This is a genomic window from Aquimarina besae (assembly GCF_042434905.1).
In the GTDB taxonomy this organism is placed as follows: Bacteria; Bacteroidota; Bacteroidia; order Flavobacteriales; family Flavobacteriaceae; genus Aquimarina.
In genome coordinates this window covers 2,345,661-2,368,825 of record NZ_CP170199.1, presented here as the reverse complement: position 1 = coordinate 2,368,825, position 23,165 = coordinate 2,345,661, and the positions used below count along the sequence as shown (strand labels likewise).

The 23,165-nt window shown below is 34.1% G+C and carries 21 protein-coding genes; 5 read left to right on the top strand and 16 right to left on the bottom strand.

Annotated features, from left to right (window positions below; all coding sequences use genetic code 11):
* The first annotated feature begins 27 nt into the window (after window positions 1-27).
* Window positions 28-1,635 carry a class I SAM-dependent methyltransferase gene (locus ACE94K_RS10235; RefSeq protein WP_378183768.1) on the top strand — a complete coding sequence of 536 codons (1,608 nt, stop codon included), beginning with the start codon at window positions 28-30 and terminating at the stop codon, window positions 1,633-1,635.
* 100 nt (window positions 1,636-1,735) lie between these two features.
* Here the strand turns inward: ACE94K_RS10235 and ACE94K_RS10230 are convergent, their stop codons facing one another.
* The 10 genes from ACE94K_RS10230 to ACE94K_RS10185 all read right to left on the bottom strand — a co-directional run bounded on the left by ACE94K_RS10230 (window position 1,736) and on the right by ACE94K_RS10185 (window position 12,339).
* Window positions 1,736-2,071 carry a hypothetical protein gene (locus ACE94K_RS10230; protein ID WP_378183765.1) on the bottom strand — a complete coding sequence of 112 codons (336 nt, stop codon included), beginning with the start codon at window positions 2,069-2,071 and terminating at the stop codon, window positions 1,736-1,738.
* Between the two features lie 171 nt (window positions 2,072-2,242).
* Window positions 2,243-2,755, bottom strand: coding sequence for a PAS domain-containing protein (locus ACE94K_RS10225; RefSeq protein WP_378183762.1), 513 nt, complete (start codon window positions 2,753-2,755; stop codon window positions 2,243-2,245).
* Window positions 2,756-2,849: 94 nt separating this feature from the next.
* Window positions 2,850-5,264 carry a TonB-dependent receptor domain-containing protein gene (locus ACE94K_RS10220; protein WP_378183759.1) on the bottom strand — a complete coding sequence of 805 codons (2,415 nt, stop codon included), beginning with the start codon at window positions 5,262-5,264 and terminating at the stop codon, window positions 2,850-2,852.
* Window positions 5,245-6,606 carry an HTTM domain-containing protein gene (locus tag ACE94K_RS10215; protein ID WP_378183756.1) on the bottom strand — a complete coding sequence of 454 codons (1,362 nt, stop codon included), beginning with the start codon at window positions 6,604-6,606 and terminating at the stop codon, window positions 5,245-5,247. Before ACE94K_RS10215 ends, ACE94K_RS10220 begins: the two co-directional genes overlap by 20 nt.
* Before the next feature lie 18 nt (window positions 6,607-6,624).
* Window positions 6,625-7,737, bottom strand: a complete 1,113-nt coding sequence (locus tag ACE94K_RS10210; RefSeq protein ID WP_378183753.1) for an imelysin family protein — start codon at window positions 7,735-7,737, stop codon at window positions 6,625-6,627.
* Window positions 7,738-7,842: 105 nt separating this feature from the next.
* Entirely contained in the window at window positions 7,843-9,069 is a 1,227-nt protein-coding gene (locus ACE94K_RS10205) for a DUF4856 domain-containing protein (RefSeq protein WP_378183750.1), read from the bottom strand.
* 194 nt (window positions 9,070-9,263) lie between these two features.
* Window positions 9,264-9,725 (bottom strand): heme-binding domain-containing protein, encoded by a 462-nt coding sequence (locus ACE94K_RS10200; protein ID WP_378183747.1) that lies wholly within the window; start codon window positions 9,723-9,725, stop codon window positions 9,264-9,266.
* Between the two features lie 18 nt (window positions 9,726-9,743).
* On the bottom strand, window positions 9,744-10,610 hold the full coding sequence (locus ACE94K_RS10195) for a hydroxymethylglutaryl-CoA lyase (protein WP_378183744.1): 867 nt from the start codon (window positions 10,608-10,610) through the stop codon (window positions 9,744-9,746).
* A gap of 49 nt (window positions 10,611-10,659) precedes the next feature.
* A complete protein-coding gene (locus tag ACE94K_RS10190; RefSeq protein ID WP_378183741.1) occupies window positions 10,660-11,286 on the bottom strand; it encodes a LysE family translocator in 627 nt (208 codons plus the stop codon).
* Between the two features lie 15 nt (window positions 11,287-11,301).
* A complete protein-coding gene (locus tag ACE94K_RS10185; protein ID WP_378183738.1) occupies window positions 11,302-12,339 on the bottom strand; it encodes a quinone-dependent dihydroorotate dehydrogenase in 1,038 nt (345 codons plus the stop codon).
* Window positions 12,340-12,440: 101 nt separating this feature from the next.
* Between ACE94K_RS10185 and pepT the strand changes: the two genes are divergently transcribed.
* A complete protein-coding gene (pepT, locus tag ACE94K_RS10180; protein WP_378183735.1) occupies window positions 12,441-13,676 on the top strand; it encodes a peptidase T in 1,236 nt (411 codons plus the stop codon).
* 74 nt (window positions 13,677-13,750) lie between these two features.
* Here pepT and yajC read toward each other — a convergent pair whose 3' ends face one another.
* From yajC to ACE94K_RS10160, 4 genes are all read right to left on the bottom strand, one after another.
* Entirely contained in the window at window positions 13,751-14,050 is a 300-nt protein-coding gene (yajC, locus tag ACE94K_RS10175; RefSeq protein ID WP_378183732.1) for a preprotein translocase subunit YajC, read from the bottom strand.
* Window positions 14,051-14,059: 9 nt separating this feature from the next.
* Window positions 14,060-14,539 (bottom strand): DUF1573 domain-containing protein, encoded by a 480-nt coding sequence (locus ACE94K_RS10170; protein ID WP_378183729.1) that lies wholly within the window; start codon window positions 14,537-14,539, stop codon window positions 14,060-14,062.
* A gap of 49 nt (window positions 14,540-14,588) precedes the next feature.
* Window positions 14,589-15,500 (bottom strand): transcription antitermination factor NusB, encoded by a 912-nt coding sequence (nusB, locus tag ACE94K_RS10165; RefSeq protein WP_378184257.1) that lies wholly within the window; start codon window positions 15,498-15,500, stop codon window positions 14,589-14,591.
* A 168-nt stretch (window positions 15,501-15,668) separates the two neighbouring features.
* Window positions 15,669-16,760 (bottom strand): Leu/Phe/Val dehydrogenase, encoded by a 1,092-nt coding sequence (locus tag ACE94K_RS10160; protein ID WP_378183726.1) that lies wholly within the window; start codon window positions 16,758-16,760, stop codon window positions 15,669-15,671.
* Window positions 16,761-16,901: 141 nt separating this feature from the next.
* Here ACE94K_RS10160 and ACE94K_RS10155 point away from each other — a divergent pair, with 141 nt between their 5' ends.
* The 3 genes from ACE94K_RS10155 (at window position 16,902) to ACE94K_RS10145 (ending at window position 21,749) form a co-directional block, all read left to right on the top strand.
* Complete coding sequence (locus tag ACE94K_RS10155) at window positions 16,902-18,659, top strand: ABC transporter ATP-binding protein (RefSeq protein WP_378183723.1); 1,758 nt, start codon at window positions 16,902-16,904, stop codon at window positions 18,657-18,659.
* Between the two features lie 78 nt (window positions 18,660-18,737).
* On the top strand, window positions 18,738-19,130 hold the full coding sequence (locus ACE94K_RS10150; RefSeq protein WP_378183720.1) for a PUR family DNA/RNA-binding protein: 393 nt from the start codon (window positions 18,738-18,740) through the stop codon (window positions 19,128-19,130).
* 105 nt (window positions 19,131-19,235) lie between these two features.
* Window positions 19,236-21,749 carry a M14 family metallopeptidase gene (locus ACE94K_RS10145; RefSeq protein WP_378183717.1) on the top strand — a complete coding sequence of 838 codons (2,514 nt, stop codon included), beginning with the start codon at window positions 19,236-19,238 and terminating at the stop codon, window positions 21,747-21,749.
* Between the two features lie 77 nt (window positions 21,750-21,826).
* Here the strand turns inward: ACE94K_RS10145 and ACE94K_RS10140 are convergent, their stop codons facing one another.
* Together ACE94K_RS10140 and ACE94K_RS10135 are read right to left on the bottom strand one after the other, a co-directional pair.
* Window positions 21,827-22,690, bottom strand: coding sequence for an alpha/beta fold hydrolase (locus ACE94K_RS10140; RefSeq protein WP_378183714.1), 864 nt, complete (start codon window positions 22,688-22,690; stop codon window positions 21,827-21,829).
* A gap of 1 nt (window position 22,691) precedes the next feature.
* Window positions 22,692-23,156, bottom strand: a complete 465-nt coding sequence (locus tag ACE94K_RS10135; protein ID WP_378183711.1) for a DUF962 domain-containing protein — start codon at window positions 23,154-23,156, stop codon at window positions 22,692-22,694.
* Window positions 23,157-23,165 lie beyond the last annotated feature (9 nt).

Sequence of the window (23,165 nt, the reverse complement as noted above, 5' to 3'; positions counted from 1 at the left end):
ATTCAGTCATTCATCAATTAAGTACCCATGTTAACAAAACGGGAAAAAGAAAAATTTCGTGAAGAGCTTTTCAGGCATTTAGATGGTATTGCGGTAGCTCCAGTTGCGTATTCTTTATTTAAAAATAAAGTTACCGTGTACCTCCTAAAACATAAGACTGCCAAGGTTTCTGAGATTGCAAAAGAGTTTGATGGAAACGAGGGATATCTAAATGTTGGACTACGAATGTTATCCTCACAAGGATGGCTAGATTACAAAATTGATCAAGATTCAATTTTCATTTCTACAAATAAACGATCTAAAATAGCATTTGATCATTTCTACCTTTATGAAGGCGTTGTTGATCTCTTAAAATACTCTGGAAACTATCATCCCAGGAAATTTGAACTAGAACCCTTCCAAAAATTAGAGAAACTACTCAATAAATACCAAAACAGATTAGAAATACCTATTCCTGAAGATCCATTGACAAACGAGATACAACATCAGATCTTTAAACACATCGAAGGAATTCTGGTAGGGCCGACTATCGTACATTTAGGTATGGGTGGAATGTTTCATAAATATTTTATGGAAGCATCTTTTCGAGCTGATGAATACCACCGTTTTCCTGAAAGTTTTGATATAATCCTTACTTTTCTCAGTTACCTAGGATGGTTTCATAAGAGCAATGATAATTACTCATTTACCGAAAAAGGATTATTTTTTGCCAAAAGAGCTACTGCATACGGCGTTACAGTTTCTTATATCCCAATGTTCAGGCAAATGGATGCTTTACTTTTTGATGATCCAAATGTATTATGGAATACAGGAAAAAATGAGGATGAAACACATGTTGATCGTGAAATGAATGTTTGGGGAAGCGGTGGAGCCCACACCACCTATTTTAAGAAAATTGATGAAATTATCATTAGCTTATTTAATAAGCCATTAAACGAACAACCTAAGGGAATTTTGGATATGGGATGTGGAAATGGAGCTTTTCTGATTCATCTTTTTGAAATTATCGAGTCTAAAACATTACGAGGCAAACACCTTGATGACCATCCTTTATTTTTGGTTGGAGCAGATTACAACAAAGCTGCACTAAAAGTTACCAGAGCTAACTTGATCCAGGCAGATATCTGGGCGAAAGTGATTTGGGGAGATATCAGTGATCCTGACCTACTAGAAAACGATTTGAAGGAAAATTATAACATACAGTTGAAAGATCTCCTTTCTGTGCGAACCTTTTTGGATCATAATAGAATCTGGAGCGAACCCGTGGCACAACTTGAAGCACCTAGCAACTCTACAGGAGCATTTGCTTTTAGAGGAAAACTATTGAGTAATACAGATGTAGAACGTAACCTGAAAGATCATTTTGATAAATGGGCTCCGCATATTGCCAAATTTGGATTAATTGTTATTGAATTACATACGATTTCACCAGACATAGCCTCCAAACATATCGGAAGTACAGCTGCTACCGCATATGACGCAACCCATGGATTCTCTGACCAATATATTTTAGAAATTGAATCCTTTCTGAAAATTATTGAAGAAGTAGGTCTTAAAAGTAATCCGGCTTATTTCTCTAAGTTTCCGGATTCTGACTTAGCTACTGTTAGCATACATTATATCACAGGTTATTAAACACAAACCTATTGACTTAGTTTTTGGCGTAAAGAAATACATTTCATAAAAAAATCCCGGTTGATGAATCCGGGATTTATTTTCTCTTTTGATCAACTTTTTAGGAAGCAATAACCCTTACCGGAACGGTGTAAAATTTAATTCCAGTATCCAGTTTTGTTTCTATTTTTTGGTAATTCAATCTACTTTTAATAAAACCTTTTACGATATCACTATCAGAATCAACAGACAGTACTACGATTTCACCTTCGTTATTAACGGTAAAGGTAACGCTCGCTTCGATCTCGTCTTCGACTTTAAAAGAAGGTTTCTTTAATAGTTCCTTAATTTCTTTGGTGAAATTAACTTGTGGCTCTTTTGTTGTCGTACTTGCAGTTGCAATACTACTACTGATTGCAAATGCCGCTGCTAACAGCATAACATTGAATTTTTTCATTCTATTCGTTTTTATTGATTTATGTATATATGACGAACAGAAATCATACTTTGTTACAGCCACAAAATATGTTTAACAACAGATTAACAAACTAACAAATGGTAGTGGTACAAAACGAATTATAGAAAATATTAAGCTCGCAATACCTTTGAAGGAATGTAAAATAACAAATTATGCAGCCTGCTCAAAAGCTATATAATTAACAAGTTTTCCTCGTTTATCCCTAACAGGAAAACCTTTGATATGACATAAGTACGTAGATCTATCTTTTTTGTAATTAACGATAGAAACTTCAAATGGTTCGTGCTTATCTATTGCCTCTCTTATAATCTTTGACATTTTGGGGTCTGTCTTTTCACCCTGAAACATTTTAGGAGTGTTACCTATAACTTCATCAGAAGTATACCCACTCATTTTTTCTATGTTATGAGTAGCATATACTATTTTAAGATCAGGATTGGTTACAACGATAACCGCTTTTTTATTCACAAGTTCGTTATGATATATATTTTCAAAATCCCACTTTTTCGAAATCTTATTCAAAGAATCCAAATCGTTCTTAAAATTATTCAAAGACCAGTTATGTTCTCCAAAAAATTCCCAAGAAGAAAGTGGTAATACTAAAGCCTGTGTAGTATTGTAATATTCTGCCATCATTGTATCATAGCCCTCAAACTCTTTCATAACGCGTTTTTTTCAAAATTATAGATTATATCTAAAATCTTAGATTGAACAAAAGTTAATTATACAAGTAAACAAACGTTAAATATTACACAAACTACCACTTAAATTGTAATGTAGCATACCAAGTTAATGGGTCTGAAGGTATGATCCCCGGACCTGGATATCCACTAGCGCGTTGTGTAAAATAACTTTCATCTAATAAATTGTTGATACCTGTTTCTAGCTTAAACATTTTATAAGTGTAGGACAACGATAGATCCAGAATAGAGTATGCCGGTATCACCCCAATAATACCACTAGCACTTGGAGTGACTGAGTTTTCTGCATCAGAAAACTGATCTGACAAATAAGAATATTGTAGTGATCCTAATAAATTTTTCCATCCAAATTTAACTCCAGTTTTCACGTTTACGTTAGGAACAAATTCTACTTCTCTTTCAGTACCATTATACTTTGAATTAACCAAGGATGCATTTACAAACCAATTAAAACTAACATCTGTATTATTTTTGAGTAAGAGTTTATTTAAATTTACATCAATTAGAGATTCTAATCCGTACATAGTAGCATCACCAACATTCGTTCTAAAATTCTTAACACTACCATCCTGCTGCTCTTGTTGAATTACTCCAATACGATCATTGTAAAACAATCCAAAAAATCCAACATCATAGGAAACCAGATCATTCACTCTTCCTCTCAATCCAATATCTGCAGTAAAGCCAGATTCATCAGTAATATTGGGATCCACTCTAAAGGACGGATTAACAATATTGATATCTGAGAAAGTTACTGATCTATAGTTTTCTGAGATATTACCATAAATTTCCAGTTCATCCAACGGCTTATAACTACTCCCTAAACCAAGTAGTACAAATGATCTTTCAAACGTTCGATTGTCCGGCTCGATCTCATCTCTAATTACATTACCTGCCAAATCTGTTACGATCGTTCTGGACTCCCCTGCAACTTCTGTCTTGATATATTCAAACCTAAAACCAGGGGTAATAGAAAATTTATCAGATATCTTAAAAATGTTTTCTCCAAAAACAGCGATATTTTCATTTGGATAATCGAAATCAGATTGATTTGGGTAGGTAGGAAACTCTTCATTAGCGAATTCGAAGTCAGGTCCGGTACCGTTTGATCCAGGCCCCTGTCTCTCTCCGTTATTAGCATTATAATATTTTGCTCCTAAAAGAAAAATTGATTCTTTACTAAACAGATGATAATTAGATAAAAATCTTAGTTCTGCTCCAAAGTTTCTAAAATTCCCTTCGATCAAATCTCTGGGGCTATCTAATTGATCCGGTTGATCTACTCTATTGGTTCTAAAACCAAGAGCAGTTCTGGATGCATCTAACCCAAAAACATTTAGACTAAGATCTGTTTTTTCTGAGAACTTATGATCTAAACGTAGCGAAAATAGTTTCCAGTCTACTTCAAACCAATTTCGCGTTCTATTACTCTGACGCGGATTTTCTTCAAATCGGGAATCGGATAATCCTCCGGGTTGTTGTGCCAAATAATTTAGATATGTAAACTCGCCTGTCAGCTTTGTCCTTTCAGCAATTTGATATCCTAGATGACTGTAAAAATTTCTAGAATCAAATTGAGAGTTTGGTCTAAAACCTTCTCCCTCCTTATAATTAAAATAGGTGTAATAACTAAACTTACCAACGGTACCGCTTAAACTATTAAAACTATTGAATAAATTATATGAACCCAGTGTTTGACGAGAAACCAGTTCAATTTTCTCATTAGGATTAGGCGTTTTCATCTTGAAATTAATCAAGCCACCAAATTGTGTACCGTATTGTAAAGAAGCAGCTCCACGAACAACCTGTATCTCACTCAAGGCTTCAGCAGGTGGTGTGTAATAGCTCTCGGGGTATCCTAACACATCTGCACTAATATCATATCCATTCTGACGTGTATTAAAATTTGCGGTCCGATTAGGATCCAAACCCCTGCCTCCAATATTAAGTTGTAATCCTCCGGTGCTGTTTTCATAAATATTTAAACCAGCCACCTGTGCATAAATCTGCCGAGCATTGTTAGAAGCCAAATTACCCTGAACATTACTCAACAACACTACTTCACTCTTCTTTCCTGCATAAATTGCTGTTCCTTCTACCGGTTTGAGTTGTTTAAGTCCAAATACCTTTTCTCTTCGTTGGGTTACAACCACTTCAGACAATTCTTCTCCCAACGGACTGAGTACAAGATTTAAATCAGTATTTTCACTTACCGTAATTTGTTGTTCCAGAATTTCATAATCAAAGCTAAAAACTGTAAGAAAATATTTGCCCGCTTTTACATCTGAAAACTCGAACACACCATCGCCGTTTGTTAGTGTCTGTTCTCCTGTAGTTCGATTATACACTTCTGCACCTTGGACAGGTTGATTTTTTTGATTTTTTACAACTCCCTTAATTGTATACTGTGCTGAAACGACAGAAGTTATTAATAAAAAAAAGATAGCTACTTTATAATCCCTTAATCTCATCCTTAAATGGAATAATCCACGTTTTATGTTTAAATGTCTCTTTTTGTTTTCCCAGATCTATTGTTGGATCTATATACTGACTGCTTAGTCTCCCATTAAGCGCTACAAAACTTTCTACAAATACCTGAACATTTTTGTGTCCTTGATTCTCAAAATGTGATTTTAAATGATGTGCATATTCCAAAATAAAATCAGGCTGCGTTGCCATCTGCTTTTGTTGAAAAGCCGTCAGGAAATCATCATTATCTACGTAAAATCTTTTTCCGGTAGCTGCATCTACAATCTTAAAATTAGCATACCCTGCTTTTTCCATCAACATCACTCTCCAAGAAAAACGATATCCTTCTTCTGTCCAGAATAATTCTCCTGGATATATCAAATATCTAAAAGGTAAAAGCAACTGTATTACAAAAAACACTCCCAATAATGAGGTGATCATTTTGGTTTTTGACTGACTTAAATTCAAAACAGTTTTGCTATCAAAATATCCCTTATTTATTTTGCATATTTTAGATATGAATTGTAATATCTGATGATGAATCTTGTAATCAAAAAATATCAATGCGCCAACGATCATAATATAGGGGAACATTCCAATTGGAAAAAGTACTCTAGTTAAAACATGAAATATCACCACCAATACAAAACCAAAGACTCTAGTCTTTCTAGACAATAATAAAAATGGAATCGTTAGATCGTAGATAGCACCAGTATAACTAAAAGCATAATGTACCCATTCTTGTTGCAAAATATCTCCTAGTAATGGAATGTCATATTTAGAGGGCAACCAAATCTTAAGAGGCATTGCTTTTAATAACCAATCAGAATTTAGTTTTGCTAAACCTGCATAGAAATAAACAATCCCCAATAACAATTTTATAGCATCAATCGACCATGCCGGAATCTTTTGAAAAGACACACCCTTTAACTTAGCATCTAGAGAATAATAAGCATTGGCGGGTAAGAAAATAAGCAAAAAACTCAGGATACTTATAAAATAGTAATGATTAAGATATGTGGTCTTGTCCATTAATTCTATATAAGTAAAACTTAGAAAAAAAGTAATGACCGCTATTCTATATTTATAACCAATAGCAACAAAAATGGAAGAAATACCACATATAGCGAAAACCAAATATGTATAAACCCCGATAGGTTTAATAAAATCAAAACCGTAATAGGAGAAGAAAAAAGTAGGTTGAATGTATAATTTATCAATCCAACCATAACTCCAAAAACGGATAATACTGATTAGCATCATCACACCAAAAAAAATACGAAAGACTGCAAGTGGTGCAGCCTCCGTACTTTTTTTAAAATATTCGTTTAGATGGTAATTCATGTGATGCCAAAAACAATTTTAATCTCCGTCAGCATCTACAAAATCCACATTTACTGATATCGCTTGTAGCATATCCACTTTCAGGAAAACTACATTTTTTTGTAGCTCATCATAGGTATTTAGCATCAAACTATTATTGCTTCGAACTTGCTCAGAAAAATCATCGCTTAAATTACTAGCTGTGGTTCTTGATGTATTAAATTGGTCATTAATTAAAACACTAAGATCTTCTTCTTCTTTTATTGTATTAAGAAAATCTAAATATGTTTTTAGACTTTCGCCTGTAACACTGCTACCAAAATGTTTTCCATTAAAAAAACCTTGTAAGGCATCCAGATTCGCATTAAAAAGAGTTTTTGATAGGTCCCCTTTATAACGAGCTTCTACCCTATCATCCAAAGGACTTCCTGAAAAAACACCAGCAGGAATACCTATTTTACCGGCACGTAAATGCTTTTCGTAATGAAAAATAAAGTCGTTCACCAATTTATCTAAAGAACTGGTCGCAGAAGAACCACTATTATTTACAAAAATATCTCTATATCCTCCAGTCCAGTCATTTACTACCTGATTAGTCAAATTATTCATTCTATTGATGATAGCCATAAGGTAGTTTTTATAATTCTCACCATTAACCACGTCGGTATAGAAAGCAACAATATCCGGATCAGAAGTAGATAAACCATTCAACAAGTAATCTAATGCCCCAAATCCTTGTTCATCTTGTAAGGATACAGAAGTAAGATCATAACTACCTGATGATATATTACTTTCTATATTGATTACATCCACTGGATATACATTTAAGAAATCTCTGTATAACAATTCTTCAGCCTTTCCTATTTCGAACATACTCACATACTGCCAAGAAACATATGCTGTCGACCAAGCTTGTCTTAAAGCAATTAAATTAGTTTCATTGGTAGTATTCACAAAATTCGAAGCAGCGGTTTGTAGCGATGTTACATCTGTAGAAAAATTTTGATACGAAGGAATAATTATATTATCCGCAACATTTTCTAATAAAGCTTTTCTATCAAAATTATCACGTGTTCCTGCACCATCATCATTGGATGAACAGGCTACAATAATTAGCGCTAAAACAATCATTAAAAATCGATACTTCTTCATCTTATTTTTATTTATTCTTAATAAATTTTTGCAAATGTAAAAAAAGAGGTGGGAATGATATAACTTACACACTCTTTTTTTACAGTTTTAAGTTTTGTTTACTTTTTAGCTTCCTGCTTGAGTCACCGTAAAATCAAATCTGGAAGCAATAGTTTCTGACAATGTTTGTAATGTGGCAGGAGTTACATCCCAAAAACCATTAGCACCGCTCATCAACTCATCGATAAGATCCTGAACTTCTGTTTTTGAGAAATAAGGAGCTTCGGTGTTTGGTTTTCTGGTAAACTGCAAACTATAAATGAATCCGAACCCTTCAGACAGATCGTGGAATGCACTTGCATAATCAATGGTAGTTGCTTCTAATTTAGCTTTACCTTGTTGTAAATAATAGACTGCTCTGATGGCTATAATTTCAGAAATTTTTTCTTTTATAATCTGTGCCTGTTGATCACGAATCGTGTAGTTTTTAGCCACAATTGCTGCTCTTCCTAACTTGAACGCATTATAGATTTCTTCTGCAATTCCTTCAAAATCTGTGTCATTCTCTACTCTTCCTATGTATTTATTCAAGAAATTGTCATCCTGACCAATAGTAGCGTTAGGGTCTGCAGGATTTACAGAGGCTCCATACAGATAACCATACGCTTCATCCCATTTGTGCTCCATGGTTGTATAAGGTTTCCCTTCGGCTAAAACATCATTGTCGTTATTTGCTACATTATCCGCTTCATCAAGAACAGCTGTCCCTAAATAATTGTTTAATGCCTGATCAGTCATTAAAGCACCCAGTAAACTTTTTGCGAATGCCTGGTTATATTCTAATCCTTTTGCATTAACGTATCTATTGGCTCCATTGGTTCCACCTTCTTGTAAAACTCCCGGAACACCTGCTGTCGCCGTGGTAGTCCAATTTGGAAACACCTCATCTACCTGACCTTTAATCCAACTTTCAAAATCTGCTTTGATTGCAGCTGCATCAGTTGCATTTGCAGAAAAATAATCAACACTGGCCGCAGTTTTACTTCGAACATTTTTATCAGAAGCATTAAGATCAGCATCATCAAAATTGTCACTACCAGCTTGATGGTCAAACATGGCGTCTATAATTGCTTCTGTACTTGTATTATCAATTAATTCACTTACAATTGCTTCTGCCATGGCTATTCTGGTAGTCTGACCGCTAAAACTTACAGTGCTTTCACCATCTCGCTCAAATTGGTAAGTTGCCGGAGCTTGTACTTGATTTATCGGAGCATCATCATCTGAAGAACAAGAACCTAAAACAAGGGTTCCAGAGATGCATAAAACGTTGATTAGAGTTTTAATTTTCATTATACTTTATTTAGACTTAATATAAATAGTTAGTTTTAATGAGTGCAAATATATGCATCAAAACCATTTCTTCAAACTTTTATTTATATTAAATCTAAATAAAATTAAAACTTAACAATAAGGTAAAATCACAAAGTAAACGTAATACTTTAGTTAACAAAAGTTTACATTATTCACTACGCTATTTTAATTAGCTATTGCGGAGTGGTATATTTTTTTCTGAGTTCATTTGTCCAGTTAATTAGCATTTCCATCTCTTCTTTTTCAAGATCTCCGTGAATCCAAGTATACGATGAAAGCGGCATTTCTCCTTCCTCCACTTCTTCTATAAGCTCTTCTAATTTATGATCTTTCTTTTTAACCGAATATTGTTCCCAATCAGATACATTGAAATGTTCTTTTCCTTCGTCAACGTGATGGGCTAACCAATGCGAAACAGGTGCTATTTCTGCATACCAGGGATATACAGTTTGGTTACTATGACAATCGTAACAGTTATTTCTTAATATTTCTTTTATTTCGGGTGTAGGTTTTGTTTCATTTTCAAAATAAGCAACTGATTCATAACCTGATTCATTTTTATCCGGTCTGATAAATTGCATGATCACGAGTACTACTAACAATAACAATCCTATTTTTTTTAATATGTTTTTCATTTTTATCGATCTATGTATTTAATGGTATTTTGTAAATATTTTAGTGGCTTCATTGTGTGAAGCCTCAAAACTCATCGTTTTAATGTTTGTATCGGCTTTTGCTGTTGTAAAATACGACAGCATTCGTTCTGTTGGCATATTACCGGTTAATTCGTCCTTTGCCATTGGACACCCACCAAATCCTTGTATGGCACCATCAAATCTTCTGCAACCTGCTTTGTATGCAGCATCTACTTTTTCATACCAGGTGGTTGGTGTCGTATGTAAGTGTGCTCCGAACTCTATTTCAGGATATTTTGGAATAAGATTAGCATACAGATATTCTATAATCTCGGGATTAGACGTTCCAACCGTATCGGATAACGAAAGAATCCTAACTCCCAAATCACTTAATTTTTCGGTCCATTCTCCAACAATTTCAACATTCCAAGGATCACCGTAAGGATTTCCAAAACCCATTGAGAGATATGCTACTACTTCTTTATTGGATTTATCAGCAATATTAAGAATCTCTTGTAGGGTTTCAACTGATTCTGCTATCGTCTTATGGGTATTACGCATTTGGAAATTTTCGGAAATAGAAAAAGGATATCCGAGATAATTAATCTCATTATGTTGTGCCGCATCGTTGGCTCCACGAATATTAGCAATAATAGCTAATAATTTACTTTCTGTTGACGACAGGTCTAATTTGGACAATACTTCTGCCGTATCCACCATTTGCGGAATAGCTTTGGGCGAAACAAAACTTCCAAAATCTATAGTATCAAATCCACAACGCAACAAAGATTGAATGTATTGGACTTTCTTTTCGGTAGGAATAAAATCCTTGATGCCTTGCATAGCATCTCGTGGACACTCAATGATTTTTACTTTTTCGGCCATTTACCAGCTTATTTCTAAAAGAAATTCAATTAAGAGCATAAAAATATAATTATTTTTCAGAAAAAAGGATAAAAATTCCAATTCCAATAAAGACAACAACTTGTAACCATTTTAGGTAGCTGCCAACCCTCGTGTTCTTTTTAACAAAATCCGAAATATAACCCGCCATAATAGCAATTCCTCCGAATATAAAAAATGATACTACAATAAAAAGAAATCCTAAAATATAAAACTGAGTAACATTACTAAGTTGATCACTAAAAAGAAATCCAGGAAAAAAGGCCAAAAAGAATATAGACACCTTAGGATTTAATACATTCATAATAAAACCTTGTTTAAACAATTGTCCTAAACTCTTTTTCTCGACAGTATCATTGGTAAGCTGAATGGAGAGATCGCTTTTCCATACTTTAAAGGCTAAAAAAAACAAATAGAATGCTCCTAGTAGTTTGATAATCAAAAATACCACTTCGCTTTGCTTAATTATTGCAGAAACTCCAAAGGCTACCAAAGTGGTATGTACTAAACAGCCAGACATCAAACCGGCAACAGTTGCGAGACCATATTTTTTTCCATTAACGATGCTTTGCATCAATACGTAAATATTATCAGGTCCTGGCGAAATTGCTAAGGCAGCTGTTGCTAAGATAAAAGTGGATAAAATTTCAAAATTCACAGAACTTTACATAGGTTACAATCCTTTCTTAAGAATTAGTTTGTTAATATCTTTAATCAATTTAGGCCCTTCATAAATGAAGCCTGTATAGATTTGCACCAGACTTGCTCCAGCTTCTAGTTTCTCTACGGCATCAGCGGCAGAATGGATCCCACCCACTCCTATGATCGGAAATGCCTTGTTACTTTTTTCGGATAAATACTTAATAACCTGTGTACTCTTATCTTTTATTGGCAAACCACTCAATCCTCCATTTCCGATAGCTGCTAATTTTTCTTCAGAAGTTTTCAGCCCATCTCTGCTTACAGAAGTATTACTGGCAATCACTCCGTCTAACTTTGTCTCTTGAACCAATGCTACAATTTCATCTAATTGTGTTGTATTTAGATCAGGAGCGATTTTAAGTACAATTGGCTTTTGTGTCGGAAATGTAACGTTTGCTTTTTGCACTGCTACGATTAATTCTAAAAGATATTCCTTATCATTAAGCTTAGCGTGACTTCCGACATTAGGACAACTTACATTTAAAACGAAGTAATCAACATATGGATGCAATGCCTGAAAACAAGCAAGATAATCTCTGGTATAATTTTCTGGAGCTGTATCCGTATTCTTTCCGATATTTCCACCAATAATGAGCTTACCTTTGTTTTTTTTCAATTGATCAATCGCTGCCTCCAGCCCTTCATTATTGAATCCCATTCTATTAATAATCCCAAAATCTTCCTTTAGTCGGAATAATCTTTTTTTTGGGTTACCTTCTTGAGCTTTCGGAGTTACCGTACCAATTTCAATAAAACCGAATCCGAAATTAGCCAATTCATTATACAATACCGCGTTTTTATCAAAACCAGCTGCCAGTCCCACTGGGTTTTTAAATTTTAGCCCAAAAACCTCTCGCTCCAATGCTATACCTTTTACAAAGTATCTTGAACGTATCAATAATACTATAAAAGAAAACTTAGAAATGAATTTTATCAAACCAAATGTAAAGTGATGCACTTTTTCAGGATCGAACTTAAATAAAACTGGTCGGATTAAAGATTTATACATGAAAGATTCTTTTGCTTGGCAAAAATAAGTCTTAAGAGGTTCTAATAAAAGTGTATGAATGTGTATTTTTGAAATCTTCAGATTAAAAAATATGCACTGCTATGATTCCAAAAAAGCACATCATCGATAGATTCATAAGTTATGTAACGATAGATACTGAAAGTGATCCTAATAGCGATACGACCCCTAGTTCCAAAAAACAATGGGATTTGGCAAATAAACTGGTAACAGAATTAAAGTCTATAGGGTTAGAAGATGTTACTATTGACGAAAACGCCTATATAATGGCTACACTTCCTTCTAATGTAGATCACGAAGTACCTATCATTGGTTTTATATCTCATTTTGATACGACCCCGGATTTTACAGGAGCTAATGTGAATCCGCAAATCATAGAAGTATATGATGGAAAAGATATTGTTCTTAACAAAGAAGAAAACATCATCTTATCACCAGATTATTTTGAGGATCTAAAACTATATAAAGGACAAACATTGATCACTACCGATGGAACAACGCTTCTGGGTGCTGACGATAAAGCAGGTATTGCTGAAATTGTTTCTGCCATGGAATATCTCATCCAACATCCAGAAATTAAACACGGAAAAATTCGAATAGGTTTTACTCCTGATGAAGAGATCGGTCGTGGTGCACATAAATTTGATGTAGAGAAATTTGGAGCTCAATGGGCCTATACTATGGATGGTAGCCAGATTGGAGAATTAGAATATGAAAATTTTAACGCTGCTGGCGCTGTTGTGACTATAAAAGGTAAGATTGTGCATCCCGGATATGCTAAAGGCAAAATGATCAATAGTATGTACATCGCTCAAGATTTTATTAGTTCTTTACCAAGATTTGAAACCCCGGAACACACTAGTGATCGAGAAGGTTTTTTTCATTTACACACTATGAATGGTGAAGTAGAAGAAACTAAGTTGCATTACATTATAAGAGATCACGACAAAGAGCATTTTGAAGCTCGCAAGGAAGTCATGATCAAACTAACCGAAGAGCTAAATACTCAATATGGAAAAAACACCATTACTATTGATATAAAAGATCAATATTACAATATGCGAGAAAAAGTAGAGCCGGTCATGCACATTGTAGACATTGCAGAAGATGCCATGAAGCAATTGGGCATCACTCCCATTATAAAACCAATTCGCGGTGGTACTGATGGATCACAATTGAGTTATAAAGGACTGCCTTGTCCTAATATATTTGCAGGAGGACATAATTTTCATGGAAGGTATGAATATGTACCTGTAGAAAGTATGATTAAAGCAGTAGAAGTAATTGTAAAGATTGCTGAGTTGACTGCAAAGAGATAAAATTTACATAAACACAAAGTATAAAAAAAGCGTCATTTAATCTATAAATGACGCTTTTTTGTTTTATAGCCTTATTACTTCTTCTTTTCTGCAGGTGGTGGCGCATTCAATTTCTGACTCATTTCTAGCGAAATAGCAGATTTATCAAATGTTAACTTACCTGATCCTGTTTCAATAATAACGGCATTGTTTTTATCACTGAAGTCAAAAACTTTTCCGTGAAGACCGCTTTTTGTAACCACGCGATCTCCTTTTTTAAGTTCTTCAGCAAATTTCTTCTCCTTTTTTGCCTTTTGCATTTGCGGACGTATCATAAAGAAATACATCACTACAAATATTAAAATAATAGGAGCAAACGATTGAAATCCTTCCATATACTACTATTACTCGCTTACAGGAGTTCCGCTTACTGGTTTAGCTTTTGGAGTTACCATTGCTTTGATTTTAAGGATTTCTTTTCCTGTTTCAGTGTTAGCAGTGATAGTAACTTGTTTGTTTTGAGCGTTTGGTTTACCGTTAGAGTTAAACTTCACTAACATAGATCCGGTAGCTCCTGGAGCTACAGGCTCTTTTGTCCACTCAGGAACAGTACAACCACAACTTCCTTTTGCATTTACAATTACAAGAGGAGCTTTACCGGTATTGGTAAATGTAAATGTATGCTCTACTACGTCACCTTCATTGATTGTTCCAAAATCGTGCTCTGTTTCAGAGAATGTCATTACAGGAAAATCTGTATTCTTTGCATCACGATCCGCAGCATCTGCTACATTTTCTTCTTTAACTTTTTCTGCTGCATTGTCTTTACAAGACATAAATGTCAAAGCAAAAACACCAGCTAAAATCAAGATTCCTTTTTTCATTACTTGGGTTTTTAATTAATTGAGGGTTAAAAATACTATTTTTTTTGAACTACATAAGTCCTCGGCCAACTTTATTTAGTTTACCGCTTTCTTTATACTCTTTAGATATTTTGTCTAATATTCCATTTATAAAGATACTACTCTTTGGAGTACTATATTCCTTAGCAATCTCTAAATATTCGTTAATTGTTACCTTAACAGGTATCGAAGGAAACTTTTGGAACTCGCAAATCGCCATTTTGATTACAGCTTTGTCTAATTCTGCAATACGATCTTTATCCCAATTCGGGGTTTTTCCTTCAATTTCTTTTGCAAACTCGACTCCGTTCAGTGCTGTTTTTCTAAAAATATCTTTTGCAAATTTCTTATCATCTGCATCTTTATATAATCTAGGTAAAGCCATATGCTCATCATAACCTTCCTTAACCTTCCTCAGCATTTTGATAATTCCTGTATTGATTAATGGTAAATCATCGATCCAGGTAAGCTTTTTATCTTCGATGTATTCGTATAGCTTATCATTAGGAGCAATAATTTCTTTAAAGATATTTATAACAAAATCTTTGTCTTCTTTAAAAGAGCTCATTTTGGTATTCATATAATCAGCATACAACTTACTCTCGCTTATTTCTCTCCAAAGAATTTTTACATACTCATCGTCAAGATCCCAGCAGTTCATTTTTTTACGATCCATAGCTTCTTTTAGCTCGTTATTCTTTTCTAATAAAAGAAGGACTTCGTTATTAATAAACTTTTGATTCGGGTTTTTTTCTTCTGAAGTGGCCAAATACTTTTTCTGGCTTTTTTTAAGAAAATCGGCGGCGTGCTTTCTTATCTCTACCAAAAGCTGAAGATTTATTAAGAATAGATCATACATTTGATCTATACTAAAAAGCAAAAACTTTTCTTCTTTATCTAAATTGTCACTTTGCGTCTGCTCTAGAGCATAGAGAGACTGCATTACTTTCACTCGAATATGTCTTCTGGTCAACATAAGAAATTACAAAGAACTGTTACATTAAAAAGGCGAAAGTGATGTTCACTTTCGCCTTGCAAAAATACTATTATTTTTAATCTACCAATTCTAAAATTTACTTTTTATCTGGTAAATTCTAGAAAAATTAAATCACTACTTTTTTTTAGCAGCAATTCTTTCATCTGCAATGCTCACTGCAGCAGCATTGGTAGTCATTCCTGTAGCCTTTGCTTTATTTAATATATCCAAAGTCGTGTTATAAATATTTTCTGTTTTATTTATAATTTGATCTCTTCCGTACCCTTCAATTTCTGCATATACATTAATAATTCCACCTGCGTTGATTAAAAAGTCCGGAGCGTACACGATTCCTTTTTCTTGTAATAAAGTACCGTGAATATTTTCTGAAGCTAATTGATTATTCGCTGCTCCGGCAATGACCTTTACCTTTAATTTATGAATAGTCTCATCATTTACGGTAGCTCCTAAAGCACACGGAGCGTAGATATCAGCAGTTTCTGCATACAGATCATTTCCTTTATATATATCAACTCCGTATTTCTTACTTACTTCAAGAAGTCTTTCTTGATTAATATCTGTTACAATAACATCAGCTCCTTCTTCTGCTGTCAAACGCACAAGTTCTTCTCCCACGTGACCAATACCTTGGACTAAAATCTTTTTACCTTCTAAATTATCAGTACCATATGCAAACTTAGCAGAAGCTTTCATACCCATGTAAACACCATAAGCAGTTACAGGTGATGGATTTCCTGCGCCTCCTTTTGATTCAGAAATACCTGTTACATAAGGCGTAACTTCACGTACTGTATCCATATCAGAAGTTTCCATACCTACGTCTTCTGCAGTGTAGTACTTACCGCCTAATGTATGTACAAACTCACCAAAACGTCTCATCAACGCCGGAGTTTTTAATGTTTTTGGATCTCCAATAATAACCGCTTTTCCTCCTCCGAGGTTTAGTCCAGTGATCGCTGCTTTGTAGGTCATTCCTCTAGACAATCTCAAAACGTCATTCAAAGCATCCCATTCTGTCTGATAATTATACATTCTTGTACCTCCTAAAGCTGGCCCTAAAATTGTGTTATGCACTCCAATTATTGCCTTTAATCCTGTATCTTTGTCCTGACAAAAAACAACTTGTTCGTGATCATTAAAAGACAATTGGCCAAACACAGGAGCCTCTTTTTTTAATTGATTTGCGGTAAGCACTTCGGTTATCATTTTCGGAAATTTTAAAATGTTATGAATTATATAATAGTCAAAATTGAGGTGCTAAAATAATGTATTTTTACGAATTCAAAATTTTTTGTTGTTAAATTTTATGAATTCATTAATAATTGAGCTTTTAAAAATCAATACTTTATGCGCGCATTACGCCATTTAAACAAGTACTTTCTCAAATATAAGTACCGCCTAATCATCGGTCTTATTATCACGATCATAGCAAGAATCTTTGCCGTAGCAGTTCCTAAATTTGTAGGAGACTCTGTGGATGTTGTAGAACAATACTTAAACCAAAGCATTACAGACATCAACGAGGTAAAAACTGGATTGATTACAAACATATTACTCATTTTAGGATCTGTTCTTATAGCTGCTTTTTTTACATTTTTAATGCGTCAAACCTTTATAGTTGTATCCAGATTCATTGAATTTGATTTAAAAAATGAAGTATTTCATCATTACCAGGTTTTATCCCTTAATTTTTATAAAAAGAACAGAACTGGGGATCTAATGAACCGCATCAGTGAAGATGTGTCAAAAGTAAGAATGTATGTTGGCCCTGCTATTATGTACAGTGTAAACACCGTTACGTTATTTGTAGTAGTGATTGGCTACATGATTAGCATTGCTCCAGAACTTACTTTGTATACAATAGCACCATTACCTATACTTTCTGTATCTATTTATAAACTAAGTGTTGCTATACATAAAAGAAGTACCATTGTACAACAATTCTTATCTAAACTAACCACTTTTACCCAAGAATCCTTTAGTGGTATTTCTGTCATCAAGGCCTACGGAATAGAATCACAAACCCTTGAAAATTTTACCGACTTATCTAATACTAGTAAAGAAAAGAATATTGACCTTGTAAAAGTACAGGCCTTATTTTTCCCGTTGATGGTTTTACTCATAGGGATAAGTAACATTATGGTTATTTATATTGGTGGCAAACAATACATTAATGGCACTATAGAAGATTTGGGCGTTATTGTAGAGTTTATCATTTTTGTCAACATGCTCACATGGCCGGTAGCTACTGTAGGCTGGGTAACTTCTATTATACAACAAGCAGAGGCTTCTCAAGTAAGAATCAATGAATTTCTAAGCCAAGAACCGGAAATAACAAACACAACAACAGAGAAAACACCAATCGTAGGAAATGTTGCTTTTAAAAACGTTTCTTTTACTTATGATGACACCAATATTACTGCTTTGAAAAATATTAGTTTTGAAATTCATTCTGGCCAGACCTTGGCAATCATCGGAAAAACTGGATCCGGAAAATCTACCATTCTTGATCTAATCGGAAGATTATATGATGTTTCTTCAGGAGAAATCAGCATTGATGGAAAACCTATCAGCAAACTTAATTTGCTCAACCTGAGAGAATCTATAGGATATGTTCCTCAAGATGCTTTTTTGTTTAGTGATTCCATCAGGAACAATATAAAATTTGGAAAAGTAAATGCTACAGACGAAGAAGTTTTGGAAGCAGCAAAAAATGCAGTTGTTCACGAAAATATTCAAGGCTTCAGCAAAGGTTATGATACTGTTTTAGGAGAAAGAGGAATTACCTTATCCGGCGGGCAAAAGCAACGCGTATCGATAGCGAGGGCTATTATTAAAGACCCATCTATTCTTCTTTTTGATGACTGTCTATCTGCTGTAGATACAGAAACAGAAGAAGAAATTCTAAATAATCTTAGTAAAATATCCGAAAATAAAACCACATTTATTGTAAGTCATCGAGTTTCTACTGCAAGAAATGCGGATAAAATAATTGTGTTAGAGGATGGAGAAATTATTCAAAAAGGCACTCATAATCAACTGTTAGAGATAGATGGCTATTATAAAGAGCTTTATTTAAAACAGCTGAGCGAAAAAGAAATTTGATATTTTGTTGTACGATTAACAAATTTTTTAGATTTTTGATTCCAACGTAACAGACTAATAAATTAAGAAATACGGATTATGAGCGATAATGAAATGTTGGAGAAAGAGGAAATTTTCTCAAAAGTTTTAAGAGCAGGAAGAAGAACATATTTCTTTGATGTAAGATCAACAAAAGCTGGAGATTACTATCTTACCATTACAGAAAGTAAAAAATTCACTAATGATGACGGATCTTTTCACTACAAAAAGCATAAAATCTATTTGTATAAAGAAGACTTTGCAGGGTTTAGTGAGATATTAGGCGAAATGACTGATTTCATCGTTAATGAGAAAGGTGAAGAAGTAATTAGCGAAAGACATCAAAAAGATTATCAAAAATCTTATGAGCAACATACCCAAGAATCAGTAAGCAATGAAGAAGTAACTGCTTCTACAGAAAGTTTTACTGATGTAAGTTTTGATGACATATAAGACATAGATACTTTTGTTAAACTTATGCAAACCGCTTCAATCTCTGAAGCGGTTTTTTTTATTTTCGATGACTCATAAACTCAACAATTCCACAAACGATCTCAAATGAAACAGTTTTTCACTTTTATTTTATCATTTTTCTTCCTCGCTTTTTATGCACAAGAAAATCTTTCTTTATTTTATTATTTGCCACAACAAGTATCCTACAATCCAAATATACCTACTCCTGAAAGCGTATTAGGTTTTGTACCAGGAAAATGGCACGTTACTCATGATAAATTAGTAGAATATATGAAAGTATTGGCTGCTGCTTCGCCTCGCATTATTTTAGAAGATCGTGGTAAAACCTTTGAAGATCGTCCGATTATCCTATTGACCATAACCTCAGAAAAAAATCATCGAAACCTTGAAACCATAAAAAGCCAACATGTTCAATTGACACAAGAAAATGCAAACACCTTGGATATTGCATCTATGCCCGCAATTGTATACCAGGGATTTTCTATCCATGGTAATGAACCTAGTGGATCCAATGCCAGTTTACTAGCTGCCTATTATCTAGCAGCAGCACAGGGCGCAGAAATCGACGAACTACTAGATAATGTTGTGATTTTATTCGACCCCTCTTTCAATCCTGATGGTCTTCAACGATTTGCATATTGGGCAAATACTAATAAAAGTAAAAATATAAGCACGGATCCTCAAGACAGAGAATTCAGCGAAGTTTGGCCAGGTGGAAGAACCAATCATTATTGGTTTGATATGAACCGTGACTGGTTACCTGTACAATTACCAGAATCCAGAGCCAGAATCAAGACTTTTCATCAATGGTACCCTAATATACTTACAGATCATCATGAAATGGGCACCAATAGTACTTTTTTCTTTCAGCCGGGTATTCAATCCAGAACGCACCCATTGACACCAAAACTAAACCAAGAGCTAACTAAAAAAGTGGCTAATTATCACGCTGAGGCATTTAATAAAATAGGATCCTTATATTTTACAGAAGAAAATTTTGATGATTTCTACTACGGAAAAGGCTCTACTTTTCCAGATATTAATGGAGGAATCGGTATTCTTTTTGAACAAGCAAGCTCTAGAGGACACGCTCAGGAAAGCGATAATGGAATATTAACATTCCCCTTTACTATCAGAAATCAATTTACTGCAGCCCTCTCTACTCTGGAAGCTGCCAAATCTATGCGCAAAGAACTACTGCAATACCAAAAAGATTTTTACACAAACGCCAGAAAAGAATCCGGAAATGGCGTTTATATTTTTGGTAACGAAAAAGATGCAGCTTCAGCGTATCACTTAGCTGAAATTTTGGAAAGACATAAAATCAAAATGCATAAATTAAAAAATGATATTACTTATAACGGAAACAAATTTAAAAAAGAGCACAGCTATATAGTTCCAAAAAACCAAAAACAAAGTCGTTTATTAAAAGCTATGTTCGAAAAAAGGACTTCATTTCAGGATAGCTTATTTTATGATATATCTGCGTGGACATTTCCGTTAGCGTTTAATCTCGATTATATTGAAAAAGCAACTACTGTGGACGTAGGTGAAGAAATTAACGAATTGTCATTTAACAAACCCAAATCTGTCAATAAGAGTAATTATGCGTATGTAATGGAATGGCACGAGTACTACACTCCTGCAGTGCTTTATAAAATATTAACTAAGGGATTAAGAGCAAAGGTAGGAATGAAGCCTTTCTCCATAGAAAACAAAAAGTATGACTATGGAACGATTTTGATACCATTACAAAACCAAAAATTAAATCCGGCAGAAATCCATTCCTTTCTACAGAACCTTGCCACTGAAAATCAAGTTGATATTACAGGAGTGTCTACTGGGCTTACTAAAGGGATTGACTTAGGAAGCAGCCAATTCAGGGCATTATCCTTACCAAAAATTGCATTACTAACGGGCGACGGAATCACCCCTTACGATGCAGGAGAGATTTGGCATCTTTTAGATCAACGGTATAACATCCCAATTACAAAATTAAATACCAATTATCTCGAAAGAAGAGACCTGTCTAGATATACACATATTATATTACCCAATAGCTGGAACCAAACCATGAATAAAAATGTAATCGATAAATTAAAGAATTGGATTCGCAGTGGGGGTACAATGATAGGATATAGAAATGCTGCTCAATTTTTTAAGAATAATGAACTGATGAAGATAGAGTTTGCAAAGCCAGAGAATGACGCTAAACAAATTACATTTGAAGAAAAAAGAGATTTCTTCGGAGCACAGGTGATTGGCGGTGCTATTTTTGAAGCTAATATAGATAGATCACATCCGGTAAATTTTGGATATAAGAATGACAAAATTTCCTTATTCAGGAATACTACTCTTTTTGTTAAACCGGACAAGCAGAGTTACAACAATCCTATTAGATACACAAAATCTCCCTTATTAAGCGGGTATATTAGTAAAAAAAATCTAGATTCACTGTCTGGCACTGTACCATTTAGGCACCAGCGCTTAGGAAGAGGAAATACCATTTTGTTTACAGATAATACAAATTTCAGAGCTTTCTGGTACGGAACAAATAAATTACTTATGAACGCTATTTTCTTTAGTGACGAAATGTAGGTTAGTGAATAGTAAAAACTAATGAATAGTTTTATAATTGATATTATATTGATTTAAGGATGTTGGTTTTTAAAATATTATAACTGTTCTCTGAATTCTGTATAGTGGTGTAATACATCTTCGGGAGCTTCTGTTTGTGGGTAATGCCCTATGTTATCTAGTATCACAACATCGGCATTAGGTATAATTTTTTTGTAAAATTCTGCCATGTGCCTACCTGAGATTGGATCAACCGCTCCATCAATAAGTCTCTTTGGCACATCGGTAAATTGTATTGCCTCACGCCAACGAATCTTATACGTATCTCTTTCTTTTAAATATTTTATGAGTTTTGGAAATACATTTTTTCCAGAATTATAGTCAATTGTTGCCCAGAAATCATCAATTTCCTGCTCACTGGCTTGTGTATATTTTCCAAATATTTTTTTGAAATTTTTGGCTAATGTGTTTCGCCCCATAAAATGTTTCAGAATAGAACCAATAGGCGTGAGCAACATTTTTTGCGTAAGTGTTGGAAAATTAGTTTCCGGAAACAGTCCTCCATTCAAAAAACAAACTGACAAAATTTTCAATTCATATTTAGGATTTTCTTTTGATCGAGCCAACAATTCCTGAACCACAGTATCCCCATAATTATGAGCCAATATATGAAAAGAAGTAATTCCTTTTTCTACTAAAAAAGTTTCCCATAAATCAGCTTGCGCAGCAATCGTATAGTTAAAATCTGTAGGCTTAGAAGAAAAACCATACCCTAACATATCAATTGTTACTACGTTGTATTCTTTACTGAGCGGACTCCATATTTTGTTCCAGTCCCAAGAAGATGTAGGAAAACCATGAACCAAAATCAAAGGCACACCGCTCCCTTCTTCTTTATAAAATATTTGATAGTTTTTATATGAATAATAAGACTCTGATTTCTTCCAATCCTGTAGTCTCATACTACTTTTTACCAAATATTTTTTGAAGCACCCATGCTGGCCCTATCAATAAAAATTGTAAATCCTTTGCTGCAGAAGGCTTCTTACCCTCCAGGTGATGTCCATAAAATTGTCCGATCCAGGCAACCACAAAAATAATAAGTGATACCATCCATAACGGCGCATATTGACTAATGTAATAATTAGTAATGATACAAAAAGAAACAAAAATAAGTATTTGCAAAGCCATTTTTACTGACAATCTAACATAAAACAACAGAATCAGTAAGGCCACCACAAACGCCCAGTTTTCGATAAACGGATTATTACCGGGAATAATGGATGCTAAAATTCCGCTAGGAATGCTCATAATCAAACCAACAACTGAAAAAAATATCAAAGGAACACACACAAAATGAATTGCGATATTCGTTTTATTTTGGTGACTTACTGCATATTCTTCGAACCAAGTTTCTAAAGTTTTCATTTATTTATA

Excerpts from the sequence above, each read along its gene's own strand:
- ACE94K_RS10235 (WP_378183768.1), top strand. The coding sequence starts at position 28 with ATGTTAACAAAACGGGAAAAAGAAAAATTTCGTGAAGAGCTTTTCAGG.
- ACE94K_RS10230 (WP_378183765.1), bottom strand. The coding sequence starts at position 2,071 with ATGAAAAAATTCAATGTTATGCTGTTAGCAGCGGCATTTGCAATCAGT.
- ACE94K_RS10225 (WP_378183762.1), bottom strand. The coding sequence starts at position 2,755 with ATGAAAGAGTTTGAGGGCTATGATACAATGATGGCAGAATATTACAAT.
- ACE94K_RS10220 (WP_378183759.1), bottom strand. The coding sequence starts at position 5,264 with ATGAGATTAAGGGATTATAAAGTAGCTATCTTTTTTTTATTAATAACT.
- ACE94K_RS10215 (WP_378183756.1), bottom strand. The coding sequence starts at position 6,606 with ATGAATTACCATCTAAACGAATATTTTAAAAAAAGTACGGAGGCTGCA.
- ACE94K_RS10210 (WP_378183753.1), bottom strand. The coding sequence starts at position 7,737 with ATGAAGAAGTATCGATTTTTAATGATTGTTTTAGCGCTAATTATTGTA.
- ACE94K_RS10205 (WP_378183750.1), bottom strand. The coding sequence starts at position 9,069 with ATGAAAATTAAAACTCTAATCAACGTTTTATGCATCTCTGGAACCCTT.
- ACE94K_RS10200 (WP_378183747.1), bottom strand. The coding sequence starts at position 9,725 with ATGAAAAACATATTAAAAAAAATAGGATTGTTATTGTTAGTAGTACTC.
- ACE94K_RS10195 (WP_378183744.1), bottom strand. The coding sequence starts at position 10,610 with ATGGCCGAAAAAGTAAAAATCATTGAGTGTCCACGAGATGCTATGCAA.
- ACE94K_RS10185 (WP_378183738.1), bottom strand. The coding sequence starts at position 12,339 with ATGTATAAATCTTTAATCCGACCAGTTTTATTTAAGTTCGATCCTGAA.
- pepT (WP_378183735.1), top strand. The coding sequence starts at position 12,441 with ATGATTCCAAAAAAGCACATCATCGATAGATTCATAAGTTATGTAACG.
- yajC (WP_378183732.1), bottom strand. The coding sequence starts at position 14,050 with ATGGAAGGATTTCAATCGTTTGCTCCTATTATTTTAATATTTGTAGTG.
- ACE94K_RS10170 (WP_378183729.1), bottom strand. The coding sequence starts at position 14,539 with ATGAAAAAAGGAATCTTGATTTTAGCTGGTGTTTTTGCTTTGACATTT.
- nusB (WP_378184257.1), bottom strand. The coding sequence starts at position 15,500 with ATGCAGTCTCTCTATGCTCTAGAGCAGACGCAAAGTGACAATTTAGAT.
- ACE94K_RS10160 (WP_378183726.1), bottom strand. The coding sequence starts at position 16,760 with ATGATAACCGAAGTGCTTACCGCAAATCAATTAAAAAAAGAGGCTCCT.
- ACE94K_RS10155 (WP_378183723.1), top strand. The coding sequence starts at position 16,902 with ATGCGCGCATTACGCCATTTAAACAAGTACTTTCTCAAATATAAGTAC.
- ACE94K_RS10150 (WP_378183720.1), top strand. The coding sequence starts at position 18,738 with ATGAGCGATAATGAAATGTTGGAGAAAGAGGAAATTTTCTCAAAAGTT.
- ACE94K_RS10145 (WP_378183717.1), top strand. The coding sequence starts at position 19,236 with ATGAAACAGTTTTTCACTTTTATTTTATCATTTTTCTTCCTCGCTTTT.
- ACE94K_RS10140 (WP_378183714.1), bottom strand. The coding sequence starts at position 22,690 with ATGAGACTACAGGATTGGAAGAAATCAGAGTCTTATTATTCATATAAA.
- ACE94K_RS10135 (WP_378183711.1), bottom strand. The coding sequence starts at position 23,156 with ATGAAAACTTTAGAAACTTGGTTCGAAGAATATGCAGTAAGTCACCAA.